This is a genomic window from Prevotella sp. OH937_COT-195 (assembly GCF_003932845.1).
Taxonomy (GTDB): Bacteria; Bacteroidota; Bacteroidia; order Bacteroidales; family Bacteroidaceae; genus Prevotella.
This window is the reverse complement of the sequence record NZ_RQZH01000002.1, coordinates 82,364-105,973: the sequence shown is the minus strand read 5'-3', so window position 1 is coordinate 105,973 and position 23,610 is coordinate 82,364. Positions and strand designations below refer to the sequence as shown.

The window sequence follows — 23,610 nt, the reverse complement described above, 5'->3', positions numbered from 1 at the left end:
GTCAATAAAGTTGGAGATATGGCGGAGGTTTCACCTTAATTATATATATACTTTTTTTATGAAAGTAAAAAAACTTATTCTGTCACTGCTTGTATTCTGCTTTACCCTGTCTGCACATTCACAGTCGCTCTCTGCATACCAAATCATAGAGAAAACACACAAGAACCGTGATCTGCAATCGTTCAAGAGTCAAGGCAAGATGACAATTCTGCGCCCTACTTGGAAAAGAGTTGTCGGTATCAAGACTTGGGTTAAGACACGAGACATGACATTGGTATTAATAACTGCTCCCGTAAAAGAAAAAGGATTGGCTTTTCTGAAAAGAGGAAATAATCTTTGGAACTGGCAACCTTCCATAGGACGTACAATAAAAATTTCTGCATCGGCATCCAATCAATCATGGATGGGAAGTGATTTTACAACGGACGATATTCTGAAATATGTTTCATTCATTGACGATTTTACTCATAAATTATTGGGTAAAGAAACATTTGATGGTGAGATATGTTACAAAGTACAACTCACACCCAAACCTAACAGCAGGATGGTATGGGGAAAAATCATCTCATGGATAAGTACGAAAGATTTCGTTGAAAGGAGAATAGAATATTATGACGATACCGGAAAATTAATGAGGAGTTGCGTTATGAGAAATGTGAAGACATTCAACGGTCACAAGGTACCAATGCTGATTGAAATCACACCCGCAAACAAAAAGGGACACAAAAGTATTCTTGAAATCACCGAATATACCCTTGTCGCATCTATGCAAGAGAGTTTCTTTTCCATACAAAATATAAAACGGCTGCACTGATGTTGAAACTGGCTTGGTTAAACATAAACAGGAACACACACCGAACGTTGATTACCATGACTTCGGTGTTGGTTGCCGTATTTTTCTGTATTATGCTTAATTCTGTCCATAAAGGTATATGGAACTCTTCCATCAACAGCATGTTGAAAATGACAGGCGGACATGTCGAGATTCACAAGAAAGAATTTGTACAAAGCAAATCAATAGATGACATCATGACAATGAACCGTGCAGCCATTGATTCTATAACCTTAATTCCGCATGTGCAAGGGGTTTTTCCCTGTCTTGAATCGTTTGTATTGATTTCCCACTCATCAGGAAACACAAGCAAAGGGGTTGCTCTGGTGGGCGTCGTACCAAAAGCGGAAAAGCAACGTTTGGGATTAGTAACAAAAATCATTGAAGGAAAAGGACTCACAGAAACGAACCGAGGCATTCTCATTGGAAAAAATCTTAGCGGGCAAATGAAAATAGGAGTCGGTGACAGTGTTATCATCATCGGGAAAGGCTATCACGGAACAAGTGCCGTAGGCATGCTCCCCATTTTGGGAATATTGGAAATACCTGTGGCAAACATCGATAAGAGTACCATTTTCACAAATTTGGAAATCGCACAAGAATTGTTTGGGGCACATAACGGATACAGCAGCATATATATCATGGCAGATCAAACGGATAACGTAGATGCAATCAAACGTAATATTGGAAAGATATTGCCGGCTGAAGAATATGAAATAACCGATTGGAGAACCAGTCTTGGCGACTTTATAGACTATTCCGACCTTACAGAAGCATTAGGGTTTGTCATCAAGTTTTTTCTTTATCTGCTCGTCGGATCTAATATATTGGGAACAATTATCATGCAGACAAATGAGAGAAAGCAAGAATTTTCAATGATGATTGCTCTTGGAATTTCACGTAAACGACTGTGTCTTTCATTATTTTACGAACTAATTATTATTGTTATGAGCAGTGTTTTGGTTGCTTCAATAATTAGTTTCATCATTGTGTACTATTTCAGCGGACATCCGATAACATTGTCGGGGGAAAGTGCAGACATATTGTTAAAATACAGTATCTGTCCCAAGATAACTTTGGCAATCAGCAAAGAACTATTCATTAACCAAATCCTAATGGTACTTTGCATCTGCATGGCTGTTATTATGTATCCAATATCAGTTATCCGACATCTAAAAGTCGATATGTGTCAAAATAAATTGTGATGAAATGAACGTAATCATCAAATTGGCTTGGAAAAATATATGGCGGAAGAAATGGCGCAGTATCCTGATGATAGGGTTCATCAGTATCGGAGTTTTTGCCGGCACATTCGTTGTGACATTCATAAACGGCTGGATGGAAAGCGGTATTGATGAGCATTTGCGAATGCAGACTGCACATCTGCAAATACACGCAAAAGGATATGATGACACAAACGACATAGGCAGATTCATGTATGAGAATGAGGTGGGAAAAGCGGTAAACAGCATCGAAGAAATAGCAGGAGTCTCTCACAGACTGAAGACCAATGCTCTGCTTACTACGGCGGAAACGAGTGTGGGACTTGTCTTAATAGGTGTAGATGCCGATAAAGAGAAAGAGGTTTCGGATATCCATAAAACCATAGAAAGAAATTTCGGAACATTTCTCGGCAACAGTGCGAACCACCCTGTCGTCATAAGTCGTTACACGGCACGGAAACTTAACGCCAATATAAATTCTAAAATAATCGTGACGTTCCAAGACTCAAATGGCGACATGCAGGAAATAATGCTAAGAGTGGGAGGTATATTCCATACCAACAGCAAAAGGTTTGACAACAACACTGCCTATGTGCTAAAAGGAGACTTGCTTCCTTATCTTTCGCTTCCGAAAACTGCTGCCCACGAAACAGCCATAGTATTAAAAAACTTCGACAAATGTGCGGTGACAAAAGACAGTCTTATGATGACATTGAAAGATTTCCGTATACAAAAATGGGACGAGGTGTACCCTTTGATGGAAGTGTTGTCCGCTTGGCGGGAAATATCCAACATTATTCTTATGGGCATATTCTTCACTGCCTTGGCATTCGGCATAATGAACTTTATGCTTATGTCTGTAATGGAAAGGGAAGAAGAATTGAAAATGCTGGTAAACATCGGTGTGAGTCATCGGCGCATCATATATATGATTTGGACGGAGACTCTGGCACTCGTGTCCACCGGAACAATGGTAGGAATCGTATTGTGTTTGATAATGGTAGGATGTTTCTCGGAGTCCGGTTTAGACATCTCATTTCTGCTAAACGACAACGTAAACTATGGATTCAGTCCGATCATTCACCCACAAATAACAGTCAACAATTTCATGGAGATTGTCATATTCGTATTCATCTCATGTTTATTTGCCTCGACAACTCCAATAAAGAAAGCAACAAGCAACCATAAAAAAAAGCAATGATCATGAAAGAAAACAATATTGCCAAGCCGTCCGTCATCGTTCAAACGCAAAATCTCTGCAAGGTGTTTCGCAACGGACTATCGGAAATCAAGGCTGCGGATCATGTGAATATCAACCTCAGGCAAGGAGAGTTCTCCGCCATAGTTGGACCGTCAGGGTCGGGAAAGACCACCTTGCTCAACTTAATTGGCGGACTTACCTTACCCTCTTCTGGAAAGATCTTGGTTAATGGAAAAGACATCGGAACGTTGAAAGACAAAGACTTGGTGGATTTCCGTCTTCACAACATCGGTTTCGTTTTCCAATCGTTCAACTTGATTCCCGTACTTACCGTAGAGGAGAACATCTCGTTTATCATGGAATTGCAGGGCATTGAAAAAAACAAACGCAAGCAACGCACCAACGAATTATTGGAACTGATCGGATTGAAAGACCGTGCGAAATCTCATCCGGCAACTCTGTCCGGAGGTCAAAAACAACGTGTTGCCGTGGCAAGAGCATTGGCATCGAAACCACTTTTTGTGCTGGCAGACGAACCAACGGCAAGTTTAGACGTCAAGGCAGCAGGAAAACTGCTTGACACTATGCAACTATTGAACGAACAAGAACACATCACATTCTTGTTTTCGACTCACGATCCTCGCGTTATGGAGAGGGCAAGGCGCATCATCACTATTGAAGACGGCCGTATAATCAAAGACGAATAAATATATGATGAGAAAAATTATCATGGCATGCCTGTTTTTCTTGCTTTGTTGTATCAAAGGAAAAACACAAGGTTTCAACATATCGGGATATGTTGACAATTATACCATGATAGTTGAAACCGACCCCAAAATAACAGACAGAACCTTATGGCAAAATATTACCCGGAATAAATTGAACGCAGAATGGAGGTTTAACGAGCATTTGCAAATAGAAGTGGGAATGAGAAATCATCTCATTTGTGGAAATGATGATGTGACAAAAGTATTTAAACAAGTGTTAAGAAAGAACGAAAACCTATTAAATTTGTCATGGCAAGCCATTGACAAAAAGGGAGTCATGGCAAATCTCGCATTAGAACGTTGCGTTTTACAATGGTCTGCCAACCAATGGGAGGTAAAGGTTGGACGACAACGAATAAACTGGGGACAGACATTTGTATGGAATCCCAACGATGTCTTCAGAACTTCTCCATTCGTTACTTTATACTATCCGGAATATTCCGGCTGCGATGCAATCCGAACAACATATTACCACAACGAAACAGCAAGAAGCGAATTGGCTGCATCCGTAGATTGTAAGGGAAAACCAACCGTGGCATTTCTTCACAACAACCATCTCGGAGAAACGGATTTTCAAGTTATGGGCGGTGTATATAAAGGCAACAGCATGGTGTTAGGCGGGGGACTGTCCACTTCGCTGAAGAATAGCAACATACGCATGGAAAGTTCTTATTTCCACAACTTCAAAGCCAAAGGAAGGAAAACAGACATAGTACAAATTGTCTTGGGAGCAGACAGAATATTTCCAAACAGCCTGACATTGCAAGGAGAGGTACTTTATACAAATAATGTTGTTAAAATCAATACCGAAGACATCTGGGAGCGTTCATTTTTAAAATATTCCGCAAGACAGTTGACAATTTCACATTGGAGTTTTGCCGGTAGCATTTATTATCCTTTCACGGCACAATGCTCCATCAAAGCCATTACAGGATATTGGCTTGATCATAGAGCAATTTATGCCGATTTGGAACTGAAATATCAAATCACACAAAATTTGCAAGTTTCTGCCATTGCACACACAGCCGACTATAACGACGACCCATTAAGGGTTGATGCACGTATGGGCACACTTCGATTGAAATGGAACTTTTAAACTATATTTACCAATGAAAATGAAAATGAACAAGATTACATTTACTCTTTTTTACCGAAACCGTTTAACTAGATGGCATCTGACAATGATTGCTGTCATGTTCCTTTTTTCGTGCGAGAACGATTCTTATATACCTCCTTTTGAGAAAGTGGAATACAATAAATTCGCAGATCAGTTGTTCGAGAAAGAAGTTAACTTGAAAGAGGACATAGAAAGGAACTTGCATGAGTTTGGAATAGAATCATGGGAAGAATTGTTATCCGGAAAAGAGAACGAATATAAGGACTTTAAATCAGGTATTGAAAAACTCGACCTTTTTCTTAAACTTGTACCTAAATATACAATACACGGAATCACTTACCATACAATCGATCCCAACGGAAATCCGGTATTGGCATCGGGAGTAATATATTATCCCAAACGTATTAAACCGAAAGGAGTCATCCTAATTTCACCAACATTAAAGACAAAAGGAGGATGCGGAACCGACATGCAGTTGGCTTACGAAGCATTCCCCGGATTAATCGGATATGTATGTATCATTCCCGATGGTATAGGATTGGGAACTACTTCTCATCTACCCATTGCTTTCATGCAACACGATAATACGGTACGAATAAGCATTGACATGCAAATTGCCACAAAAGAATTTCTGCACAACCACTATCGGTACGACATGCCGCAAGAGACTTTTCTTTTGGGCTATTCACTCGGAGGTCATGGTATATGGGGTGTAGCAAGATACTATCAACAACACCCGGAGTTAGGTTTCAGGACTAACCACATATTTGTCGGAGGGGGAGCCTACCAACCCGAACTTGCCATGGAGACAATTCTTAAATTCGACCACACACCATATGCCGTTGCTCCTTATATTATATGGTCTTTCGATCAATATGAAAATCTCGGTCTTGATTTTACACGTATTTTCAAAGGAAAACTATTAGGAGGAATGCCCGGATTATGCAATGGAGATAAAAGCATCATTTGGACTACGTCTTATCTTGGAACGGATGTCCATGAATACATGGCAGATGATTTTCTAAGTAACAAAGAAGATCCGCAAAAACATCTTATATTGGAAGTCTTGAAAAAGAACACAATTCCAAACGATTGGAAACCCGGAGCAAAAATACATCTTTACCATAGTTCTAACGATAGTATAGTCCCAACCATCTGCGGAGACCGATTAAACGATTATTTGAAATCGGTAAATGCCAATGTCACATACCATAAACTCGATCAAAGTCATTATGATTGCTTCATAAGCATGACATTAGACTTCTTCAATTTTTTGCGTACAAAGAAATAATACATTCTCTATTTTGCCACTCCTTTACGCAGCGTTATTACCACTACTTCCGGTTTCATTCCCAAGCGGAACGGAACGAAACCGCCTATGCCGGTTGTTACGAACAATGCGCGTCCGCTGTCATCTAAATACATTCCGTCGTATTCGTCATATACGATTGCCGCAGGCGATAGTCCCGCTACGCAAATCTGCCCCCCGTGAGTATGACCGCTCAGCGTTAGATTTGCCGTGGTACGCGGAAGTATTGTGCGTTGCCACGATGTGGGATTATGTTCCAGCATTATCGAAAATGCCCCCCGAGGCACACCCGTCATCGCTTTCTCCGGATTTGCATCGTATGTATCAGCATCATCGTTATCCATTCCAACAACGAATATACTCTCGCCATGTCGTGTCAAAACCGCATTCTCGTTAATTAGCAAACGCCACCCCATCTGTCGCTGACGGTTACGTGTCAACCGCTCGTTGCGCCTGCCTGTTACCGAATCCGAACGCAGATATTTATCGTTGTCGTGATTTCCGAGAACCGAAAACACACCGTCTTTGGCTTCCAGTTTAACAAGTATTGGCATTGCCGGAAGTAATTCGTCGGGATGCATATTCTGCAAATCTCCTACAAAAGCAATCATGTCTGCCCGCTGCTCATTAAGCGAATCTGCGACAACCCGCAAATGGTCGGTAGTTCCCCATATATAACTTCCGACGTGTGCATCGCTGAAAAGAGCTATGCGGTATCCATCGAACGATGCCGGCAAATGTTCGGAGAAATAATCAACGCGACGCACTTTCACTCCTCCGGTTCCAAAAAAAGAACCGTATATCACCACGAAAACAACCATCACGCTTAACACCACCCCTGCGATGCGTCCGCGATTACGCCTTACAATTCCTTTTCTTGCAAGGAAATCGCCAACTGCCGAGCAAATAGAAAACACTGTCAACGGAGCGAATATCAGACCGATAATAAGCAAATAGAGGAATAATATCCACGTTTCAAGCGGTGCGAAACTTTTCAGAACAGACAACCAAACCGTATATGCCAACATAACGATACATGGCAACCACCATGCCATGCGCCACATTATACGGCCACGCCATCGGTTTCTCATCATACCAAGGTCTATATAAAGGAATGGCAACACTATGAGAATGACAATCAATACGAAAACTCGTGCTATCATATTAATATGATGAGATGATAAGAATTAATGGGATTAAGAAAAAAAGGTGTATGCAACTATCTGAAAAGGATTTCTTCGCCTCTGTAATCAGAATCAAACACTCCTTTATTATATATATGATGCCCGTTGCAGAAAGTGTGTTCTACATGCCACGAGAAATTGCGCCCCTCCATCGGACTCCAGCCGCACTTGCTCTGTATCAGGTCTTTCTTTACCTGCCACGGTTCTCCGCGCCTCACTATTGCCACGTCTGCTTTCATTCCCGGACGCAGAAAACCGCGGTCGCGCACTTCGAACAGGCGTGCAGGTGCATGACACATCAATTCGACCACACGCTCTATCGTAAGAACTCCTTCGTCAACAAGTTGCAACATCGAAACCAACGAAAACTGTATCATTGGCATCCCCGATGCCGCACGAGCACATCCCCCCTCTTTGTCTGTCAACAGATGTGGTGCATGATCGGTGCCTACAATGGTTATTCTGCCATCTGTCAATGCTTTTCGGAGCGCATCTCGGTCAGTGCGCGATTTCACCGCCGGGTTGCACTTTATTGCCGTACCGAGGTGTAAGTAATCCTCTTCGGTAAACATGAGGTGTGCAATAACCGCTTCGGCGGTAATCCACGGATAGTCGGGAGTGAAGAGCGATAGTTCGCGGGCTGTCGTAAGATGTGCCACATGCAGGTGTGTGCCGTAACATCGAGCCAGTTCCACGGCAAACGACGTAGATGAATAACACGCCTCTGCAGAACGTATCTCGGGATGAAATGTCATGTCAGGATCTTCCCCATACCGTTCTTTTGCCATCGACATGTTGTGTGAAATCATTTCCGAATTTTCACAGTGTACCATTACAGGAAGTCTCGCTGTACTGAAAATCTTTTCCAATGCCGCTCCGTTGTCAACAAGCATGTTTCCCGTACTTGCTCCCATGAACAGTTTTATGCCGGGCACATGATGTCGGTCAAGGCTGTCGAACAGTCCGGCATTTTTGTTCGTTGCTCCGAAGAAGAAAGCATAGTTCACATGACTTGCCTTTGCTGCCAATTCTCGTTTCTGTTGAAGAGTTTCGAGAGTGGTGGTCTGCGGCACGGTGTTGGGCATGTCGAAGAACGATGTTACCCCGCCATACGCCGCTGCACGGCTCTCGCTTTCCATGTCGGCCTTTTGCGTAAGTCCCGGTTCGCGGAAATGTACATGGTCGTCTATTATTCCCGGCAGAGCCTTTGCCCCGTTGCAGTCAATTACCTCTGCATCGCACATATCCGGTACGTCACCATAAAATATCTCCTCTATACGGTCATTATCAATAAGGATTGAACCGCGTCGGCTCAATCCTTCATTTATCACATCGACATTCTTTATCAGTGTTCTGTATGCCATAAGTTTTATTTTTCGTTCCCCTCGGTTGTCGCAGGGCGTGCAAGGTCGTTTGGCGTAGGTGTTACCGGCAGCACGTTGTTTTCCACGGGCGGTGCGGCATTTTCGGTTCTTTCCACAAGGTTCTGTTGTTCTTGGAAAGCCTTGTACAAGTTTGCCACCTCTGCGTCCTGTTTGAACTCAATCGGAGCCTTTGTCATTATGTATTCTATCCACGACGGCAGTCCTTCCATTGCCCGCGAGTATAGCAAATTGGTCATCCACGACGGATACGGGTAGTTGTACGGATCTGTCTCGTATGACACCCTATATACGAAAGCCCAGGGGCCTATTACATTCTCAAAATTATTTGTTACCACGTTCGTGAAGAGAGTGTCTTTCCTATCGCTCAGCCCAAGCAACTTCGTGTACAACCGTTTCATTGTTTCCTGCTCGTCGTATCCTTCCATGATGCTTTGGTTCTGCTCGTGTTCCACGTCCATTACCATATCTTGCAGTCGGAAGAACGACTTCATGAAATTATCAAGAATATGGTTCAGTTCGGTGCCGCCCACTGTTGTCTGCGAGTTGTCAATCTTTACCGTTATGTCTCCGCTTTCAAGTACCAATGGTGTCACATATACATCGTCTATGAACAAGTTTACGATTCTTACCGAATCAAGATTACCATAGAACTTGAACTGCCCGTGTACCACGTCGCACGAGTCGATGTTTTCCTTTTGGCTGTTTCTTACGTTCTTCAGGTAAAGTTTTTTCCCATCGAGCATCTGCACACTCGACGTTCCTGTGATGTTGTAAGAGTTGGCGCACGAAACAAGCAGTGCCGTTGTCATCAAAGCGTAAAGGATCTTGTTCATTTGTTGTTCGTTATGATAAGCACGGCAAAAATACAATGTATTATTGAAGTAAAGAAAAATTTTTATGCTATTTAAAACATTTAGGGTGGCTTTTATAATTTTTTTGCCTCTTTGTCGAGTTCCGATGATATTCTGTGTGTTGTGTATAGTTCTATTACGGCTCCGACGAGCAATGCCACCACCCAGTTGTTGTGTATGTAATGAACGTACGCGTTATAGCCGTTGATGCCGTTTTCCATGAATTTTGGCAGCAGGAATTGGTGTGCATTCTCAACCATCAGCAGTGCCGCCGTCACGAAGAATATATTGCCTATCGTCATTATAGAGCGCAGGCGGCGTATCGTGAGGTTGTTTCCATGGTATGTTTGTCTCATCTGCATTGCCACGAATGCCCCTGTACCCACGAGCATTGTCCATGCCGCCGGCTTACGTATGGCAAAGACGTATGCCACTGCTGCCACCGCCATCAGTACGGCTCCTGCCACCATTATGATGCTCTCCGCCTTAGTCAGTTGTCTCATTTTCTCGTGTAAATAGTTGTTTGTCGTCCGAAAGTACGAAAATGTCCTCGTCGTCTGCTTTCATAAAATATCTCTCTCGTGCAATCTTCTCTATGGCCTTTGGGTTTGTCTCCAATTCCCGCAGTTGGTTCATGTTCTTTTCATATTGTCCGTTATACTCGTCAACCTGTTCTTTCAGGTCGTTTATCTTGCTTTCCAATCTTATTCTTTTTAGAAAACTGTTCTCGTCGAGTATCCCGACAACGAGTATTCCCACAACAATTACAATCCAATATTTGTTGTGTCCGAAGAATGCCACCACTGAGTTCAGTCTGTTGTTCATATTCGTATTTTGGTGGTTAAATTTACCATGAGAGTGCGGTTACTCGTTTCCGGCAAAGCGTTGCCATGCCAGTTGTTCGTATTTCGTACCCGGTTTCCCGTAGTTTGCGAATGGGTATATGCTTATGCCTCCGCGCGGAGTGAACATTCCCTTTACCTCTATGTATTTCGGATCCATCAATTTTATGAGGTCTTTCATTATCACGTTCACACAATCTTCGTGGAAATCGCCGTGGTTACGGAAACTGAAAAGATACAATTTCAGACTTTTGCTTTCCACCATTTTTTTGTCCGGAATGTATGTTATTCTGAGTTCGGCAAAATCCGGCTGTCCCGTAATTGGGCACAGCGTTGTGAACTCCGGGCAGTTGAATCTTACCCAGTAATCGTTTTCGGGGTGCTTGTTCTCAAAAGTCTCAAGCACTTCCGGGGCATAGTCGTCACAGTAGTTCGTCTTTGCCCCGAGTGCTTGCAGTCCTTCCTCCTTACGCGTATCGTTACTCATTGTCTCCTTATTTTTGCGACAAAGTTACAAACTATTTTCCTTTTTGCAAAATAAAGGGCTGTATATCATTTCTTTTTTTTGCGAACGAGCCTTTGCTTCCGAATCTTCCCTTTATTGTCGAGACACTGTCTTTTATTTCCGGAGCCATTCTCTTTTGCGATGGCAGGTACTCACCGTAATACGGACTCCAATCGAAACTTTCCCTCAATGACAGGCGGAACACTATTTCTTTGTTGGTGCCGTCGTCCATATATCCGGAGAAAAAGTTGTCTGTAAGCGTATATTCGTAGATATATACGGGCATGAAGTCCGTGTCGGCATAGCGCAGTTCTATTACTCCGTCCTTTACCCTCCATTCGAAATCGCTGTACCAATAATTGCCATAAGGGTTGTGAATGTCATAGTCCACCTCCGAACCGGTACCTCTTGTCAGACTGTACGGGTTGCTGTTGAACTGCATAACCGTGTGATAATCATCACCCGTAAGTCCCCAGCGATCCTCGTAATATGTGCTTATCCGCCCCTCCCATATCTTACATATCGTTCCGGAGAGATTGTCGGCAATAAAAACGTCTTCGCAAGAAGAGAATATCATCGTAGTCATTGCCATCATTACCATTGCTGCCATAGAAATAATCTTTTTCATAAAATTATGGTTTTAATTGTTTATTTGCTGCAAAGATAGTGCATTTTCACAACTTGCATGAAATAAATTCCCGAAAAGCGAGTAGGAATATCCATATCCGATTGGGGGATAACCCTATCTGCGACACCCGTTCGGCACAAGTTTTTTCAATAATAATTACTACCGCATTGTGTTCCCGACATACGGTTGGACATTAAGAATCAATTACTTGTATCTTCACGTTTGTTCTCAATCAGTACGTTGTATGAAAGAAAGAGTAATCGGGCAGCACAACCTACAACAGCCGGAAGAATGACAAAAACAAACGTGAAGACGCGTGTATAAAGGCATGTGCAAAAGTAATTCCGCGCGGAACCGTCCGTATATATATACTGCCAACATACATTTCGTCGCGAGTTAATGATAAGCATGTTTGGCATTAAACTGAAATTACTCGTCAATTTCGCCGAAATTGGTGAGTAAAACCGCCGAAATTGGTAGGTAAATTCGGCGAAATTGCAGTACGATAAAACACAAACAAGATGCCGTTTCGAGGTAACAAACAGTGTTAACAGTTCGATTTCTGTGCGAAAGTAACCAATTTTGCAGATTTCTCGCGTAAAGAAAAGTCAGAACATGGATACATTGTTTAAAATCAATTTCGGATAATCGTTTGGTTAAAAAAATATTTCAGACGCTTTTGTTCCATTCTACATTTATAAAATTTCATTTCCTTAAAAAAACTAAAACTACCCGCGAAATTTATAGTTTAATGTTTTTTTTCTTATCTTTGCAATTACAATTATTATGTAATAAATTACATGAGATAAAATGAAAACAGTTTACGAGTTTTCTGTCAAGGACAGAAAGGGCGGCATGGTGTCGCTGAAAGAGTATTCCAACGAAGTGTTATTAATTGTCAACACGGCAACACAATGCGGTTTCACGCCGCAATACGAAGAGCTGGAAAAACTCTACGAAAAATATCACGGACAAGGATTCGAGATTCTCGATTTCCCGTGTAACCAGTTCGGACAACAGGCTCCTGGTACGGACGAGAGCATTCACAGTTTCTGCAAACTGACGTACGGCACAGAGTTCCCGCGCTTCAAGAAACTGAAAGTAAACGGAGAAGATGCCGCACCGTTGTACAAATTCCTCAAAGAACAAAAGGGTTTTGCAGGTTGGGACATGTCGCACCCCATCGCACCGGTTCTCGACAAGATGCTCGGCGATGCAGACCCCGACTACAAAGAGAAATCGGACATAAAGTGGAATTTCACAAAGTTCCTTGTCAACAAGAAAGGCCGGGTGGTGGCACGCTTCGAACCGACTGAGAAGATAGAGAACATTGAGAAACAAATCGTGGAACTTCTTTAAGACAGAGGCAGTAAATCTTTTTTTCGTAAAACACAATTTAATAAAAATACCCGTCGGCAAGTTGTCTGAAAAGACAGGCTAAGGCGGGAACATGGATATATGAAACATACAAAATGCTTGATAGTGGGTAGCGGACCGGCAGGATATACCGCTGCCATATATGCAGGAAGAGCGAACCTCAGCCCTGTATTAGTCTGCGGAATGCAGATGGGCGGACAGTTGACACAGACAACCATTGTTGAGAATTTCCCGGGCTATCCCGACGGTGTCGATGCCAATCAAATGATGATGGAAATGCAACAGCAGGCAGAACGCTTCGGTGCAGAACTCGTACAAGGAACCGTAACAGACGTGGATTTCGGCAACAAGCCGGCAATTGTCACACTCGACGACGGAGAAAAAATCGAAGCCGACACGGTAATCGTGGCAACGGGGGCATCGGCAAAGTATCTCGGCTTGTCCGATGAGGAGAAATACAACGGGCGCGGAGTGTCGGCATGTGCCACCTGCGACGGATTCTTCTATCGAAAAAAGGTAACGGCAGTAGTGGGAGGAGGAGACACCGCATGCGAAGATGCACTCTATCTGTCGCAACTCTGCAGCAAGGTATATCTCGTGGTTCGCAAGCCTTTCCTGCGCGCCTCCAAGATAATGCAGGAGCGTGTCATGGCTGCCGAAAACATCGAAATCCTTTTTGAACACAACGCAACCGGACTATACGGAGAGAACGGAGTGGAGGGCATGCACGTCGTAAAACGCAAAGGCGAGACCGACGAACAGCATTACGATGTTGCGATAGACGGATTCTTCCTCGCAATAGGTCACAAACCGAACAGCGAAGTGTTCGGAAAATGGGTCGATACCGATGAGATAGGATATATCAAGACCATAGGTACGACGCAGCAGACACGCACACCGGGACTATTTGCCGCAGGCGACGTGTGCGACCCGACCTACCGTCAGGCAGTAGTGGCTGCGGGAACCGGCTGCAAGGCCGCACTTGAGGCGGAACGTTATCTGCAAACTCTCTGAAACGTTTTAAACGTTAATGGCTTGAACTTAAACCGAACGTAAAACAACTCCGACGTTCGGTTTAAGTTCAAATATTTGACGTCCTGTCTTTAACGTTCGGATCTTTGCGGCAACATTGAAGAAATGGAGATAAAAGACTTATTGGCAGAATATGCCAAATCGCGGCAGGTTTCCGCGTTGGCTCATATATTGGAAGACAAATCCTCGGAGAACGTTTTCCTGCAAGGCTTAATGGCTTCCGCCGCTCCGGTAATGTTCGCGGCGGCGGCAACGAAAGTTGGGAAAACAGTGCTTTTCATACTGCAAGATGCCGACGAGGCGGCTTATTTCTATAACGACTTGAAACAGATGATGGGAGCAGATCAGGTGTTCTTTTTCCCATCGTCATACCGGAGACAGGTAAAATACGGACAACGCGACCCGGCAAACGAGATTCTTCGTACCGAGGTACTTACAAAACTGCAGACTGCAACCGATACGCTGTACATCGTATCCGAACCGTCTGCCGTGGCAGAATTAGTGGTTTCCAAAAGAATACTCGACGAAAGGAGCATATCTCTCGGCGTGGGACAAACCGTGGACACGATGCAACTGAGACGCGAGATGCGCAATTTCGGTTTCTCCGAGGTGGATTATGTATATGAGCCGGGGCAGTTCGCCACACGAGGAAGCATCGTAGATGTGTTCAGTTACAGCAGCGAATACCCGTTCCGCATAGACTTTTTCGGAGACGAGATCGACTCCATACGCACATTCGAGGTAAAGAGCCAACTGTCGCGAGAACGCAAAGAAAAGATCAGGATAGTGCCGGAGATGGCAACACTGACCGATGAGAAAACACCATTCCTGCAATTCCTGCCGGAAGACACGGTAATCGCCATGAAAGATTTCATGTATGTAAGGGAGACGACAGACCGCATATATCGAGAAGGATTCTCGCAACAGGCAATGGCAGAGCGCATGGAAGGACTCACCGAGATGGAACAGGAAAGGCTCACAAAACAGATGAAAGCAGAACACGTGCTGTGTTCGGGGACACAGTTCACGGACGACGCATTGCATTTCAGGCGCATAGAGTTCGGCACAAAGCCCACCGGGACACCGCAGGTGACAATAAAATTCGACATCTCGCCACAACCGTTGCTGCACAAAAACTTCGATTTGCTGAAACAGACACTCGAAGACTATACCCTGAAAGGATACAAACTGTTCATACTCTCGGACAGCACCAAACAGCAGGAGAGACTGAAAGAAATTGTTTCCGACACTTTCGAACCGGTAAGTCCGACAATACACGAGGGATTTGCCGACAACTCCTTTAAAGTATGTTTGTTCACAGACCATCAGATTTTCGACCGATTCCATCGATACAGCCTTAAATCTGACGCGGCAAGGGCGGGAAAAATGGCACTTACCATGAAAGAATTGCAGGAGATGGAGATTGGGGACTTCGTGGTACATGTGGATTTCGGCGTGGGAAAATTTGCAGGATTGGTGCGTACACCCGTGGGACAAAGTTATCAAGAGGCCATACGCATCGTTTATCAGAATAACGACAAGATAGACGTGTCGATACACTCGCTATACAAAATCAGCAAATACCGCCGTCACGACACCGACCGACCACCGCGACTTTCCAATCTCGGAACAGGGGCGTGGGACAGAATGAAGGAGCGTACCAAAAAGAAAATAAAGGATATTGCGCGAGACCTTATAAAACTATACGCCGCACGACGGAGAGAGCGAGGACATGCCTTCGCGGCAGACTCGTTCATGCAGCACGAACTGGAGGCGAGTTTCCTGTACGAAGATACGCCGGACCAACTTAAAGCCACGAACGATGTGAAAGCCGATATGGAGGACACACGACCAATGGATCGGCTCGTGTGCGGAGACGTGGGATTCGGAAAAACCGAGGTGGCGGTACGCGCTGCATTCAAAGCAGCGTGCGACTCGAAACAAGTGGCGGTAATGGTGCCTACAACGGTATTGGCATACCAGCATTACCAGACGTTCAAAAAACGACTCAAAGGGATGCCCGTGAGAGTCGATTATCTGTCGAGGGCACGGTCGGCAAAGCAGGTGAAACAAGTGCTCGATGACTTGGAACAAGGGAAAATTGACATCATTATCGGCACGCACAAACTGATAGGAAAGACCGTAAAGTTCAAAGATCTCGGACTTCTCATAATCGACGAGGAGCAGAAATTCGGAGTGTCGGTAAAGGAGAAACTGCGAAAGATGAAAACCAACGTTGACACACTGACAATGAGTGCCACACCGATACCGCGCACGCTGCAGTTCTCGCTCATGGGGGCAAGAGACATGAGCATCATACAGACACCGCCGCCAAACCGTTTCCCTGTACAGACAGAGGTACACGCATTCGACAAAGACATTATCATCGATGCGATAAACTTCGAGATGAGCCGCAACGGACAGGTATTCTTTGTCAGCGACCGCATCAACACCCTGCCGGAAATGGCAAACCTCATAAACAGAAACATACCGGACGCACGCATGGCCACAGGGCACGGACAGATGAAACCGGAGGAACTCGAAAAGACTATAATGGGATTCATGAACTACGATTACGACGTGCTGTTATCTACAACCATCGTGGAGAACGGTATCGACATATCGAACGCGAATACCATAATAATAAACGATGCACACAGATTCGGACTGTCCGACCTGCACCAAATGCGGGGACGAGTGGGCAGAAGCAACAAAAAAGCGTTCTGCTACCTGCTCGCACCGCCGCTGTCATCGCTGTCGCAAGATGCAAGACGACGACTCGAAGCTCTCGAAACTTTCTCCGAACTGGGAAGCGGATTCAACCTATCGATGCAGGATCTCGACATAAGGGGAGCGGGAAACTTGCTCGGGGCGGAACAGAGTGGATTTATGGAGGATCTCGGATACGAGACTTACCAGAAAATACTTACCGAGGCAATGGTGGAACTGAGAGAGGAAGAAACTGAAACGGCAATGAAAGAAGAGGCAGAAGAAAGAGATGCGGGAAAAGTAAAAAGTACACACCGAGACACGACAAACGTCAACGGTAACGAGGGATACTGGGTGGCGGATTGCGCAATAGAAAGCGACCTCGAGATGTATTTCCCCGACACTTATGTGCCGTCATCTTCGGAACGTATGCTGCTTTACAGAGAACTCGACTTGATAAAAAACAACGATGACCTGAAACGATACCGTGCAAACCTTATCGACCGATTCGGGCCAATGCCCCGCGAGGGAGAAGAATTACTGCAAGTAGTGGCACTGAGAAGAGTTGGCAGACGATTGGGATGTGAAAAGGTAATGATGAAAAACGGACAGATGACACTATATTTCCCCGGGAACACCATGAGTCGCTATTTCCAAAGCCGTACATTCGGAAGGGTGATTGACTACATGGCAGAAAACACGGAGAGATGCCGACTGCGCGAAACACCGAGACGGTCAATGATAATATCCGAAGTAAAATCTGTGGGAGAAGCGGTCGATACTCTGCGTAAAATAGTTTCAGCGGGATAACAGAAATGAAGTGTCACACCGTGGCAATATAGGCATTGACAATACCCACAATCCGTAAATAAACAATCCGGCAGGAGTCATATATGTTCTCATAAACCAAATTGCCCAATTTGCACTGCAATTCCGCTTGTTTTACATCTTCGGAAGGAAAGAACGGGAGATAAAACTCTGCCGTTTTAACTCAAATCGGTCATTAGAACCCTCAACCGATTTTGTTCGATTGTCGAGCAGATGTCAACCGTTTTCATCGAAGGCGTAGCGGGCTACGTCGAGATGTAATGGCTGCGCAGATGGCAGCAAGCGGGCTAAAGCGGTTGAGGGTTCTAATGACCGATTTGGGATAAACAACCACGGTTGTTGTTTGTCACCACAACATTGACACTCATCGCATGTTCCACTTTTCACAGCATGTCGCAACTTCAACCTTCAGGTTATGACATCTGATGCGACAATGGTTAATTAAACATTTCGTAATCATAATTTATATTAAAAACAAGAGGACGAAATCTATTTGTAAAACAATAATTATCAACTTTGCACATTCATAATATTTTTAAAAAGATGATTGGCAAATATCGGTATATAAATAATAAATACCATATTGACAAGGTCTTAATGCCAACAACAAATGCCCGAGCCTCTGTATAAGCATTCCTCAATCAATTTGAGGTAAAGGAGAGAGGCATAAACAATATGAGAAAGAAAATTTTACTTTTTTACCGCAATGGCGATATTGTGGACGACCGGTGCAAAGGCACAGACGGATTACAAGTACGGTTTCGAGGGAAATGTGATTGCAGACGGATGGAGAGTGGAGACAACGAATAACTCGCAGACATGGAAACAGTATGGCAAACATGAAAATCTGACTCCACACGATGGAAATAAACAAATGCTTCTGGATAAGGAAAATTCCAAACAAGACGAAAGGCTCATCTCGCCGGCGATAAAAATCGAAGACAACGCCACCCTTACCTTTTGGAATCATATCTCCAACAGTTACAATCCCGGAAACGGTTCGCATTACAACGTGGAAATATCCACGGACAACGGAAAGACATGGACAGAACTGTGGCATGCTGCCGGTGGGAACGAATATGAGAGTGCGATAACGGTAAATCTCGGTGCATACGCGGGGAAAACCGTAAATATCTCATGGCGTGCATACGACGATAACGGATTCGGGCTTGGTTACGCATGGCTCATTGACGACATAACGGTTAGCGAAACAGAGTCTGCATGCGACGTGGTGTTGGAGAGTTACAAGGACAAAAAAGCAGAAGTCATCAATGTGGTAAAAGAGAAGTTGGGCATAGAATTGCAGGCTGCCGAAGAACTTGTGGAGAGTGCGCCATGCATATTGAAAAAGTTAACGACAATGAAAGATGCCAAGGCATTGGTCAATGCAATCAATACTGCAGGAGGAAAGGCGAAGATGGCACCGACGGGAATGTACGACCCCAAATTTGTCTCTCTGTTCGAAAGTTTCGAGGAAGATGCAATAGTACCGGAAGGATGGAGTGTTGTCGATGCAGACAATGACGGAAAGCAATGGGAAGTGATAAGAAAAGCGGACGGAGACTGGTTTGTTTCATTCTTCGGTGACAATGTAAACAGTAGTTTTTCATGGATAGGTAGTGCCTTAGATCCTGACAACTATTTAATCTCTCCGTTGCTTTCGGATGCCGCAGAGTTAAATTATTGGTTTTCCATGAATACCGAGGAGCCGGATCACTATAAGGTGCTCGCCTCCACGACCGGTAACGAAGTTGCCGATTTCACAGAAGTATTGGTAGACGAGAAACCGCAAGGATTGGTAAAAATAAACACCGAAGAACAATCGAAATGGTATGAGCGCACACTGCCGCTGCCTGCAGGAACAAAATATATTGCATTCAGACACTGTGAAAGTAAAGACAACAACTACATTCTGATTGACAATGTCAGAATAATAAAAGGTATTGTAACAGGAATAGAAACGCTGCCGGCAAATGAAAACACTGTCGTAAGGAAAGGTATATACAACATAAACGGCATGAAGATGTACGGTGAATGGGAAAAGATGCCGAAGGGTGTGTATGTGGTTGACGGCAAGAAAAAAGTGAAGAACTGATACGAACATGACGAGCGGGGCTGCAAGACACGTTTCCGTGCGTATAGACAATCAACAAGAACTCATTGATTTTATAAACAATAATGTCGGGAAACTGCATGCAGCCTCCCGACATTATTGTTGTTGTACTATTTATTCTGATGACTCGTGGCACGCAAACTTCGGCATATCTGATTAATCGCTCCGAACACTGTATGTCATCATGGCATTGATATTGAAATTCTTTCCGTTATAATTAACAAAGATCCCGTGATTTTCTTACTGTTTACTTTTAGCGAATACAGAGACACCGGCACTTGTAAACGGCACTCCTGCCTACATTACGATGACGGCAATAATAATCTTGGTACTTATTGTTTCATTATAATTCAAGGTTTGGAGGACGTGATATGATTGTCAGTCGCGTCGGAAAATGTCGCGTGTATATACCTTATCACGCACATCGTCGAGCAATGTGTCGTAACGGTTGGCAATGATTGCGTTGCTCATCTGCTTGAACTTTGCAAGGTCGTTGACAACCTTGCTGCCGAAGAATGTGCTTCCGTCGTCAATCGTCGGTTCGTAGATAATCACTTGTGCACCTTTGGCCTTTATACGCTTCATCACTCCCTGAATGCTCGACTGGCGGAAATTGTCGGAGTTGCTCTTCATTGTGAGACGATATACTCCCACAACCACCGAACGTTCTTCTGTCGGGCAGAAATCGCCTCGGTTGTAATAGTCGTAGTATCCCGCTTTCTTCAACACCCGGTCGGCAATGAAATCTTTACGTGTGCGGTTGCTCTCCACTATGGCCTCAATGAGGTTTTCCGGCACATCGCGGTAGTTTGCCAACAGTTGTTTGGTGTCTTTCGGCAGACAGTATCCGCCGTATCCGAACGACGGGTTGTTGTATTGGTCGCCTATGCGCGGGTCGAGACACACTCCTTTTATTATGGATGCCGTGTCGAGTCCTTTCATCTCGGCGTAAGTATCGAGTTCATTGAAGTAACTTACGCGCAGTGCGAGGTAGGTATTGGCAAACAGTTTTACCGCCTCTGCCTCCGTCAGTCCCATGAAAAGTGTTTCTATTTCCGGCTTCAACGCTCCTTCTTTCAACAGCGCGGCGAAATCGTGTGCCACACCGACAAGTCTTTCATCGTCCATTACGGTGCCTACGATGATGCGCGACGGATAAAGATTGTCGTACAAGGCGCGACTTTCACGAAGAAACTCCGGTGCAAATATTATATTATGTGAGTTGTATTTCTCGCGTACATGTTCACAGAATCCCACCGGAATGGTACTCTTTATCACCATTATGGCATCGGGATTTACCTTAAGCACCAGTTGTATAACCGTCTCTACTGCCGAAGTGTCGAAGAAATCCATCTGTGAGTCATAGTTGGTTGGTGTTGCAATAACCACATACTCGGCATCGCGGTAAGCTGCCTCGGCATCGCATGTGGCATGCAGACAGAGTTCTTTTGTGGCGAAGAAATCCTCCAATTCGCGGTCAACTATCGGCGACCGGCGGTTGTTTACCATATCCACTTTTTCGCTTACCACATCTACCGCGGTAACATCGTTGTGCTGAGCGAGCAGCGTTGCTATAGAAAGGCCGACGTATCCGGTGCCGGCAACTGCGATTTTTCTCATGTTTTTTGTTTTTACATTTTATGGAAATGAAATTTCAATTTGTCTGTTGCAAGTATCATTTTATTCGATTTCAGCATTTCGATTCTGTAAACCTGTTCGAATGTTTCGATGCCGAAAGGTGTCAGAAGGTTGGCATCATCGACAGGCGTATCCCCTTTGGGGCGGTCGTTTACGAACGGAGCATAGACTCGCAGCGTGATATTTGCATACTCAAAACGGAACAAGAAATCGTATAAATTATTGTCGCGGTCGCTCATGTTGATCAGTTTTGCCTGCACTCCCCAAAACAAACGTTTCTGTGACAAATCGCAGGTACCGCCGGTAGCAATCGTATCTACTGCCACGATATGCCAGTAACCGTCAAGTTTCCCATTGTCCGAAGTTTCAAACGTGCAGCCCGCAAGTATTGCCGATGCACAAAAAAGTGCCGACAGCATGAGTGTATGTATTATGTTTCTTTTCTTCATGTTTGTTTTCTATTTTATCAATCCTGTCTTGCTTATCGTAAACTGTACGCCATAGTTATGCCCCAACAGACTGCCCATATCGGCACCGAATGCACCCCGCACACTCCAACTTTCACGCATTTTGCCGAACTTGTATGTCGCTTCGGCAAGCACACTGACGTTGTGGCGCGGCTTGGTGTAAGGCGAGTTGTACGTCCCCAATCCTTCTTGATATGTCGCCATGACACGGTATGTGAGGTTATCGTTGGGTTTACCGCTCACTCCGAGGTGGAATGCCACGAAGCGGTTATCCTTAACTTCGATTATTCCATCGTTGTTGTATATTGGCGAGCGGTATAGCGGATTTCCCATTACCTGCCCCCAATGTTGCCATCCGGGGAAGATATGGTGGTTGTAGTAGTTGTCGCGACCGCTCACATGGTCTTTCAAAGAGGGGGTATGGTCATGATACAAAGGACCGCTCTGATATTTTGAATATACATATTCCAGCACCACGGCATTCAGCCATTTGTCGTATTTAGAATGTAAGTCTATGCCAAGCAGATGGTCTTTAAATTCATAAACGAAGAAATGCCTCTTCTTTTTCTTGTCCCATTCATCACCTGTTCCATAGCCGTCGTAGTCTAATTGAAACATTCCCGAATGATCCTCGAAATACTTGTCGGTGTAGATTCCGAGTCGCCATGTATCGGTATCATAATTTATTCGCAACAGCCACGAGCCCACGTTGTTTCCTTCATCATTACGATATACATTCTCGTCCGCATCTTTACCACCGGGAACAAAAGCATGCCAAAAAGCATCAAAGCCGGTGGAGTTCTTCAACACATCAAGGGTACCATCTTTTCTCGGTCTGTATCTTACGCCTCCAAACTGTGATGCCATCTCCAAACCGCCCTCTATCGACAAAGGTATGAAAGCATTTTCGTTGCCTACTTTCAAGTATCCTGCCTTGCTGTGATATAGCACATCGTCGGTGTATTGTTTTTTTCGTCGCGTGAAATCGTGCTGCCAATTATCATCAGTAAATTTACCATAGGCTATGTGTCCTTTAAAATGCAGCCATCCTAGGGTATGCGGTATTTCCCAATATTCGGGTAACGACAGTCTCACCTGTGGCACCGGACGTGCATTTATTCCGAATGTCTGCGACCCACTTGACAGCGTACCGTCTTTCATCTGCATTTCATGGTGCTTGCTCCCCACGGTGAGTGTGCCGTTAAGCCATCGCAATTCGGCGTATGCCTGCTGTACCACAAACTTGCTTGTGTAGTTGAACGGTACGACAACATCAATGCCGCAGCCCACTCCCCAGCGTTTTACAGAATCTATGCGGAGCGGTCTTTCCACTGAAGTCCGAATGTATCCGTTGTTACTTTCAAGACTGCTTAATCCGTATTTGTTGGCATTAAGCCATAGAGGTGTGGTATTCCGCGAGAAAGACCCTTGCGCTTCAATCCTATATTCCGGTTCATCTGTCTTTCCGGCTTTCGGCCTTCCCTCTTTTTTCTGAGACCAAGCGTTGACAGATGCTACCGCTAAAATCAATAGTATGAGTATGCTTTTATTCATAAATCCATAACAGACGGCTTCCGTCTTGATACCATTAACGTACATCGA

The 23,610-nt window shown here is 44.4% G+C and carries 21 protein-coding genes; 10 read left to right on the top strand and 11 right to left on the bottom strand.

What is annotated here, in order from left to right; all coding sequences use genetic code 11:
• The first annotated feature begins 58 nt into the window (after positions 1-58).
• From EII32_RS01540 to EII32_RS01515, 6 genes are read left to right on the top strand one after another with little or no spacing between them, the layout of a single operon-like run.
• Positions 59-814 carry an outer membrane lipoprotein-sorting protein gene (locus EII32_RS01540; RefSeq protein WP_158611095.1) on the top strand — a complete coding sequence of 252 codons (756 nt, stop codon included), beginning with the start codon at positions 59-61 and terminating at the stop codon, positions 812-814.
• A complete protein-coding gene (locus EII32_RS01535; protein ID WP_125233699.1) occupies positions 814-2,037 on the top strand; it encodes an ABC transporter permease in 1,224 nt (407 codons plus the stop codon). The genes EII32_RS01540 and EII32_RS01535 overlap by 1 nt, the downstream gene beginning before the upstream one ends.
• Positions 2,038-2,041: 4 nt before the next feature.
• Positions 2,042-3,256, top strand: coding sequence for an ABC transporter permease (locus EII32_RS01530; RefSeq protein ID WP_125233698.1), 1,215 nt, complete (start codon positions 2,042-2,044; stop codon positions 3,254-3,256).
• Positions 3,257-3,258: 2 nt separating this feature from the next.
• Positions 3,259-3,963: an ABC transporter ATP-binding protein gene (locus EII32_RS01525; RefSeq protein ID WP_125233697.1), complete on the top strand. Its 705-nt coding sequence runs from the start codon at positions 3,259-3,261 to the stop codon at positions 3,961-3,963.
• A 4-nt stretch (positions 3,964-3,967) separates the two neighbouring features.
• Positions 3,968-5,119: a hypothetical protein gene (locus EII32_RS01520; protein WP_125233696.1), complete on the top strand. Its 1,152-nt coding sequence runs from the start codon at positions 3,968-3,970 to the stop codon at positions 5,117-5,119.
• 25 nt (positions 5,120-5,144) lie between these two features.
• Positions 5,145-6,431, top strand: coding sequence for a hypothetical protein (locus tag EII32_RS01515; RefSeq protein WP_125233695.1), 1,287 nt, complete (start codon positions 5,145-5,147; stop codon positions 6,429-6,431).
• Between the two features lie 8 nt (positions 6,432-6,439).
• Here the strand turns inward: EII32_RS01515 and EII32_RS01510 are convergent, their stop codons facing one another.
• The 7 genes from EII32_RS01510 to EII32_RS01480 form a co-directional block, all read right to left on the bottom strand.
• Complete coding sequence (locus tag EII32_RS01510; RefSeq protein WP_125233694.1) at positions 6,440-7,612, bottom strand: metallophosphoesterase; 1,173 nt, start codon at positions 7,610-7,612, stop codon at positions 6,440-6,442.
• 56 nt (positions 7,613-7,668) lie between these two features.
• Entirely contained in the window at positions 7,669-8,997 is a 1,329-nt protein-coding gene (locus tag EII32_RS01505) for a dihydroorotase (RefSeq protein WP_125233693.1), read from the bottom strand.
• Positions 8,998-9,002: 5 nt separating this feature from the next.
• Positions 9,003-9,851: a DUF4369 domain-containing protein gene (locus EII32_RS01500; protein ID WP_125233692.1), complete on the bottom strand. Its 849-nt coding sequence runs from the start codon at positions 9,849-9,851 to the stop codon at positions 9,003-9,005.
• A 92-nt stretch (positions 9,852-9,943) separates the two neighbouring features.
• Positions 9,944-10,372, bottom strand: a complete 429-nt coding sequence (locus EII32_RS01495; RefSeq protein WP_125233691.1) for a hypothetical protein — start codon at positions 10,370-10,372, stop codon at positions 9,944-9,946.
• A complete protein-coding gene (locus EII32_RS01490; RefSeq protein WP_125233690.1) occupies positions 10,356-10,694 on the bottom strand; it encodes an FtsB family cell division protein in 339 nt (112 codons plus the stop codon). The genes EII32_RS01495 and EII32_RS01490 overlap by 17 nt, the downstream gene beginning before the upstream one ends.
• A 39-nt stretch (positions 10,695-10,733) precedes the next feature.
• A complete protein-coding gene (gene queF, locus EII32_RS01485) occupies positions 10,734-11,198 on the bottom strand; it encodes a preQ(1) synthase (RefSeq protein ID WP_125233689.1) in 465 nt (154 codons plus the stop codon).
• Positions 11,199-11,229: 31 nt separating this feature from the next.
• Entirely contained in the window at positions 11,230-11,844 is a 615-nt protein-coding gene (locus EII32_RS01480; RefSeq protein WP_125233688.1) for a hypothetical protein, read from the bottom strand.
• A gap of 810 nt (positions 11,845-12,654) precedes the next feature.
• Between EII32_RS01480 and EII32_RS01475 the strand changes: the two genes are divergently transcribed.
• The 3 genes from EII32_RS01475 (at position 12,655) to mfd (ending at position 17,772) form a co-directional block, all read left to right on the top strand.
• Complete coding sequence (locus EII32_RS01475) at positions 12,655-13,203, top strand: glutathione peroxidase (protein ID WP_125233687.1); 549 nt, start codon at positions 12,655-12,657, stop codon at positions 13,201-13,203.
• A gap of 99 nt (positions 13,204-13,302) precedes the next feature.
• The gene (gene trxB / locus EII32_RS01470) at positions 13,303-14,235 is read left to right on the top strand and encodes a thioredoxin-disulfide reductase (protein WP_125233686.1); all 933 of its coding nucleotides are present in this window, start codon (positions 13,303-13,305) and stop codon (positions 14,233-14,235) included.
• Positions 14,236-14,358: 123 nt separating this feature from the next.
• Entirely contained in the window at positions 14,359-17,772 is a 3,414-nt protein-coding gene (gene mfd, locus EII32_RS01465) for a transcription-repair coupling factor (protein WP_125233685.1), read from the top strand.
• A gap of 234 nt (positions 17,773-18,006) precedes the next feature.
• Here the strand turns inward: mfd and EII32_RS12005 are convergent, their stop codons facing one another.
• Complete coding sequence (locus EII32_RS12005) at positions 18,007-18,195, bottom strand: hypothetical protein (RefSeq protein ID WP_158611094.1); 189 nt, start codon at positions 18,193-18,195, stop codon at positions 18,007-18,009.
• A gap of 301 nt (positions 18,196-18,496) precedes the next feature.
• Here EII32_RS12005 and EII32_RS01460 point away from each other — a divergent pair, with 301 nt between their 5' ends.
• Positions 18,497-19,885 (top strand): L7/L12-related protein, encoded by a 1,389-nt coding sequence (locus EII32_RS01460; protein WP_125233684.1) that lies wholly within the window; start codon positions 18,497-18,499, stop codon positions 19,883-19,885.
• Positions 19,886-20,281: 396 nt separating this feature from the next.
• Here the strand turns inward: EII32_RS01460 and EII32_RS01455 are convergent, their stop codons facing one another.
• From EII32_RS01455 to EII32_RS01445, 3 genes are read right to left on the bottom strand one after another with little or no spacing between them, the layout of a single operon-like run.
• Positions 20,282-21,523: a nucleotide sugar dehydrogenase gene (locus tag EII32_RS01455; RefSeq protein WP_125233683.1), complete on the bottom strand. Its 1,242-nt coding sequence runs from the start codon at positions 21,521-21,523 to the stop codon at positions 20,282-20,284.
• An 11-nt stretch (positions 21,524-21,534) separates the two neighbouring features.
• Positions 21,535-21,990, bottom strand: a complete 456-nt coding sequence (locus tag EII32_RS01450; RefSeq protein WP_125233682.1) for a lipocalin-like domain-containing protein — start codon at positions 21,988-21,990, stop codon at positions 21,535-21,537.
• A gap of 9 nt (positions 21,991-21,999) precedes the next feature.
• On the bottom strand, positions 22,000-23,562 hold the full coding sequence (locus tag EII32_RS01445) for a capsule assembly Wzi family protein (RefSeq protein ID WP_125233681.1): 1,563 nt from the start codon (positions 23,560-23,562) through the stop codon (positions 22,000-22,002).
• Positions 23,563-23,610: the final 48 nt, after the last annotated feature.

What these genes read in the sequence shown, in the direction of transcription:
- EII32_RS01540 (WP_158611095.1), top strand. Translation starts at nt 59, where the DNA reads ATGAAAGTAAAAAAACTTATTCTGTCACTGCTTGTATTCTGCTTTACC.
- EII32_RS01535 (WP_125233699.1), top strand. Translation starts at nt 814, where the DNA reads ATGTTGAAACTGGCTTGGTTAAACATAAACAGGAACACACACCGAACG.
- EII32_RS01530 (WP_125233698.1), top strand. Translation starts at nt 2,042, where the DNA reads ATGAACGTAATCATCAAATTGGCTTGGAAAAATATATGGCGGAAGAAA.
- EII32_RS01525 (WP_125233697.1), top strand. Translation starts at nt 3,259, where the DNA reads ATGAAAGAAAACAATATTGCCAAGCCGTCCGTCATCGTTCAAACGCAA.
- EII32_RS01520 (WP_125233696.1), top strand. Translation starts at nt 3,968, where the DNA reads ATGATGAGAAAAATTATCATGGCATGCCTGTTTTTCTTGCTTTGTTGT.
- EII32_RS01515 (WP_125233695.1), top strand. Translation starts at nt 5,145, where the DNA reads ATGAACAAGATTACATTTACTCTTTTTTACCGAAACCGTTTAACTAGA.
- EII32_RS01510 (WP_125233694.1), bottom strand. Translation starts at nt 7,612, where the DNA reads ATGATAGCACGAGTTTTCGTATTGATTGTCATTCTCATAGTGTTGCCA.
- EII32_RS01505 (WP_125233693.1), bottom strand. Translation starts at nt 8,997, where the DNA reads ATGGCATACAGAACACTGATAAAGAATGTCGATGTGATAAATGAAGGA.
- EII32_RS01500 (WP_125233692.1), bottom strand. Translation starts at nt 9,851, where the DNA reads ATGAACAAGATCCTTTACGCTTTGATGACAACGGCACTGCTTGTTTCG.
- EII32_RS01495 (WP_125233691.1), bottom strand. Translation starts at nt 10,372, where the DNA reads ATGAGACAACTGACTAAGGCGGAGAGCATCATAATGGTGGCAGGAGCC.
- EII32_RS01490 (WP_125233690.1), bottom strand. Translation starts at nt 10,694, where the DNA reads ATGAACAACAGACTGAACTCAGTGGTGGCATTCTTCGGACACAACAAA.
- queF (WP_125233689.1), bottom strand. Translation starts at nt 11,198, where the DNA reads ATGAGTAACGATACGCGTAAGGAGGAAGGACTGCAAGCACTCGGGGCA.
- EII32_RS01480 (WP_125233688.1), bottom strand. Translation starts at nt 11,844, where the DNA reads ATGAAAAAGATTATTTCTATGGCAGCAATGGTAATGATGGCAATGACT.
- EII32_RS01475 (WP_125233687.1), top strand. Translation starts at nt 12,655, where the DNA reads ATGAAAACAGTTTACGAGTTTTCTGTCAAGGACAGAAAGGGCGGCATG.
- trxB (WP_125233686.1), top strand. Translation starts at nt 13,303, where the DNA reads ATGAAACATACAAAATGCTTGATAGTGGGTAGCGGACCGGCAGGATAT.
- mfd (WP_125233685.1), top strand. Translation starts at nt 14,359, where the DNA reads ATGGAGATAAAAGACTTATTGGCAGAATATGCCAAATCGCGGCAGGTT.
- EII32_RS01460 (WP_125233684.1), top strand. Translation starts at nt 18,497, where the DNA reads ATGGCGATATTGTGGACGACCGGTGCAAAGGCACAGACGGATTACAAG.
- EII32_RS01455 (WP_125233683.1), bottom strand. Translation starts at nt 21,523, where the DNA reads ATGAGAAAAATCGCAGTTGCCGGCACCGGATACGTCGGCCTTTCTATA.
- EII32_RS01450 (WP_125233682.1), bottom strand. Translation starts at nt 21,990, where the DNA reads ATGAAGAAAAGAAACATAATACATACACTCATGCTGTCGGCACTTTTT.
- EII32_RS01445 (WP_125233681.1), bottom strand. Translation starts at nt 23,562, where the DNA reads ATGAATAAAAGCATACTCATACTATTGATTTTAGCGGTAGCATCTGTC.